The organism is Caballeronia zhejiangensis (assembly GCF_000698575.1).
GTDB classification, from domain to species: Bacteria; Pseudomonadota; Gammaproteobacteria; order Burkholderiales; family Burkholderiaceae; genus Caballeronia; species Caballeronia zhejiangensis.
This window is the reverse complement of sequence record NZ_JFHD01000084.1, coordinates 1-4143: the sequence shown is the minus strand read 5'-3', so window position 1 is coordinate 4143 and position 4143 is coordinate 1. Positions and strand designations below refer to the sequence as shown.

Annotated in this window: 3 protein-coding genes; all 3 read left to right on the top strand. The window is 62.1% G+C overall.

Annotation, left to right across the window (positions count from 1 at the left end):
- Positions 1 to 231 precede the first annotated feature (231 nt).
- Genes BG60_RS35890 through BG60_RS35880 form a run of 3 tightly spaced genes read left to right on the top strand, consistent with a single transcriptional unit; the run spans position 232 to position 4105 of the window.
- Entirely contained in the window at positions 232 to 2028 is a 1797-nt protein-coding gene (locus tag BG60_RS35890) for a thiamine pyrophosphate-requiring protein (RefSeq protein ID WP_008344837.1), read from the top strand.
- A gap of 14 nt (positions 2029 to 2042) precedes the next feature.
- On the top strand, positions 2043 to 3149 hold the full coding sequence (locus BG60_RS35885; protein WP_008344838.1) for an enolase C-terminal domain-like protein: 1107 nt from the start codon (positions 2043 to 2045) through the stop codon (positions 3147 to 3149).
- 38 nt (positions 3150 to 3187) lie between these two features.
- Complete coding sequence (locus BG60_RS35880; protein WP_033535764.1) at positions 3188 to 4105, top strand: hypothetical protein; 918 nt, start codon at positions 3188 to 3190, stop codon at positions 4103 to 4105.
- Positions 4106 to 4143: the final 38 nt, after the last annotated feature.

Below are 4143 nucleotides of genomic sequence, written 5' to 3'. Positions count from 1 at the left end.
GTGTATACGCGCATCTCACTCGCAAGGCGAACAATGCGTCCATCGTGTCGCTGACTTACATCTGGACCAATCGGGGCGTTGCGAAGCTTGCTTGCAGAAGACTAAGGAGTGCCTTCGATGCGCTTACGCGCCTTGTCCGTCCGTACGCGGCACATTCATTGCATCACGTTGTGACATATTGATGCTCGCCAAAGTCACAATCTTTTTTGGGCCGCAACCAAGGAGCAAACCATGTCTATCACCGTCGGCGATTTTTTGGTCGACCGCCTGCACGCATGGGGCGTGCGTCGCATCTTTGGCTATCCCGGCGATGGTATCAACGGCATCCTTGGGGCGTTGAATCGTGCGCAAGGCAAGATCGAATTCGTTCAGACGCGGCATGAGGAAATGGCCGCCTTTATGGCATCGGCGCACGCAAAGTTCACTGGCGAGCTTGGCGTTTGTCTGGCGACATCAGGACCCGGTGCAGCGCACCTCCTCACTGGTCTCTACGACGCACGACTAGACCACATGCCCGTGCTCGCCATCGCCGGACAGCAAGCGCGCGCATCGCTCGGTGGCCACTATCAACAGGAAGTCGACCTCCGATCGATGTTTAAGGACGTCGCGGGCGCCTTCGTGCAACAAGCAAGTGTTCCCGCCCAGGTTCGTCATCTTGTCGACCGAGCCGTCCGAACTGCGCTGGGCGAGCGGAAAGTCGCCGCGCTTGTGTTCCCGAACGATTTGCAGGAACTCAAATTCGAGCCGCCGCCGCGCAAACACGGGACGTTGCACTCAGGGGTGGGCTATCGCGCGCCCAAGACCGTGCCGTATGCCGACGATCTGCAACGAGCCGCAGAGATCCTCAACTCGGGCAAGAAGGTCGCGATCCTCGTCGGCGCGGGCGCGTTGCAGGCGACCGACGAAGTGATCGCGGTGGCGGAAAAACTCGGCGCAGGCGTCGCGAAAGCACTCTTAGGCAAAGCCGCGCTTCCAGATGATCTGCCCTACGTGACCGGCTCGATCGGTCTGCTCGGCACGGAGCCGAGCTACAAGCTGATGACCGGATGCGACACCTTGCTGATGATCGGCTCGGGCTTTCCTTACTCGGAGTTCCTCCCGAAAGAAGGCGCGGCGCGTGGAGTACAGATCGACATCAAGCCCGACATGCTGTCCCTCCGCTATCCGATGGAAGTCAATCTTGTTGGCGACAGCGCGGAGACGCTGCGCGCGCTTTTACCGCTGCTCGAACAGAACGCGGATAGCGCATGGCGCAAGGACATCGAAGGTTGGATGACCGACTGGTGGCAAAAGCTCGAAAAGCGTGCGCTAGTGTCGGGAACCGCGGGCGTGAACCCCCAGCGCACGGTATGGGAGTTGTCGCCGCGCGTACCGTCCAACGCCATCGTGACCAGTGATTCTGGATCGTGCGCAAATTGGTACGCGCGTGATCTGAAAGTCAAGCGCGGCATGATGTGCTCGCTTTCCGGGGGACTCGCGTCGATGGGCGCAGCCGTGCCCTATGCGATTTCGGCAAAATTCGCGCACCCTGAGCGGCCGGTGATCGCGCTGGTGGGTGACGGCGCAATGCAGATGAACAACATGGCCGAGCTTATCACGGTCGCGAAGTACTGGAAGCAATGGTCCGATCCGCGCTGGATCTGCATGGTGCTTCACAACGATGACCTGAATCAGGTTACCTGGGAACAGCGCGTCATGAACGGTGACCCGAAGTTCGAAGCGTCGCAAGACATTCCGTCGGTGCCATACCACCGCTTCGCTGAATTAATCGGACTTCGAGGAATTTACGTCGATGACGCCGAGCGCATGAGCGCAGTATGGGATGAAGCGCTGGGCTCAGACCGGCCCGTCGTGATCGAGGTGAAAGCCGATCCAAATGTTCCCCCACTGCCGCCGCATATCACCTTGCAACAGGCAAAAGCGTTCGCTACGACGCTTTTCGAAGGGGATCCGGACGAAGGCAACATCATCGTCGACACTGCGAAACAGGTGCTGGGTGCAGTGTTGCCGGGACATAAGGACAATTAACGGAGGCCAGCACCATGCACCTCACAAAACGCGAGGCACCTGTCGAAGCGATTCGGGCGCGCGCCTACACCATCCCGACCGACCGGCCCGAAGCCGACGGTACTTTCGCCTGGAAATCGACGACGCTCGTGGTTGTCGAACTTACCGCAGCAGGCAAGACGGGCATCGGCTATACCTACAACGACGCGACGACCGCGAGCTTCATCGAATCGACGCTCGCCTCGACACTGGTCGGCGAAGACGCTTGGAACATCGACGCCCTTTGGATACGCATGCAGCGGCGCGTGCGAAACACTGGCCGCTCGGGGATCGCCGCCTGCGCGATATCGGCGCTCGACTGCGCGTTGTGGGATGTGAAGGCGCGCCTGCTTGACTTGCCGCTTGCGCGTCTGCTCGGCGCGGTGCGCAACCGTGTGCCACTATATCGCAGCGGCGGCTTCACTACGTACAACGACGACGAAATTCGCGACCAGCTCTCGAACTGGGTGCACGAAGACGGATGCCGATGGGTAAAGATCAAGGTCGGCACTGAGCCTTCGCGCGATCCGCATCGCGTGGAGGTCGCGCGAGAAGCGATCGGCGATGACGCGGGCCTCTTCGTCGACGCCAACGGGGCGCTTGATCGCAAGCAGGCCCTCTTCTACGCCGAACGGTTCGCGCAGCATGACGTCGAGTGGTTCGAAGAGCCGGTGTCGTCGGACGATCTCGCCGGCCTGGCTTCGTTGCGCGACGCACTGCCCGCGCATATGGAACTCGCTGCGGGCGAATACGGCTACACGATCGACGACTTCCGCGCGCTGCTCGCCAACGAAGCCATCGATGTGCTCCAGGCCGATGTCACTCGCTGCGGCGGCATCACGGGCTTCCTGCGCATAGCAACGCTGTGCGACGCGTTTCATATTCCGCTTTCGGCCCACTGCGCACCCGCCCTCCATCTGCATGTTGCGTGCGCAGCTGTGCGTTTGCGGCATCAGGAATGGTTCCACGATCACGTGCGCATCGAGTCGATGCTCTTCGACGGGGCACCGCGTGCGCGCGACGGCGCGATCGCGCCGGACTGGTCGCGGCCGGGTTGCGGACTCGATTTCAGGCATGCTGATGCGCATCGGTATGCGGTCTGACGCGCGGCGAGCGAATGGAACAGAACGAAGCGAAGAACATGACGCAAACCAGAACAATCGACATCGCCATTGGCTGCGCAATCGCTGCGGCTGGACTCGCGCTCGTGCGCCTGGGCGGGCGCAAGCCGCATCGCCCGGCGATGCAGATGCACATCAATACGGCGCGCACTTTCAATCACAGTTCCGCGCTGCTCGCGCTGTCCGTGCTCGCCGACAGCGCGATGGAGCACTATCGCGGCTCGTTCGACAATCCCGCGATGTACACTCCGCTCGTCGTGTCGACGCTGTCGCTCTTCGCCGGCTTGCATGGCGGCTCCGATCACGAACCGACGCACCATCCGGTGCGCAATGCAGTCTATGTCAGCGCGGCACTCGCCGGCGTCGCTGGGACCGGGTTCCATCTTTACAACATCACTAAGCGCCCCGGCGGTTGGAGCTGGCATAACCTGTTCTATGCGGCGCCGATTGGCGCACCGATGGCGTTGCTGCTCTCTGGCGCACTCGGCGCGGTATCCGAGCGGTTGCGCGACGAACCCGCGCACGAGCCGGGTCTTTTCGGCAAGCCTGCGGGACAGGCGCTCGCGCTCGTCACGAGCGCTGGACTGGTCGGGACGCTCGGCGAAGTCGCGCTGCTGCATTTTCGTGGTGCGTTCCAGAACCCGGTCATGTATGCGCCGATCATCGTTCCGCCGGTCGCATCGGCGCTGCTCGTCAATGCCGCCCTCGCTCGTCCGCGCGAGCGCTGGTTCACGCGGTTATGGCTGCGCGTGACGACGGCACTCGGGTTCATCGGTGTCGGCTTTCATGCCCGCGGCGTCGCGCGCGCGCGTGGCGGCTGGCGCAACTGGAGCCAAAATCTCTTCAATGGACCGCCGCTGCCCGCACCGCCGAGTTTTTCGGCGCTCGCACTCGCGGGACTCGCGGCGCTGCGTCTTCGGGAGACCGAGAAGAAATGAAGGACTTACCCCGCTATCCTGGCTACGACGTGATGACC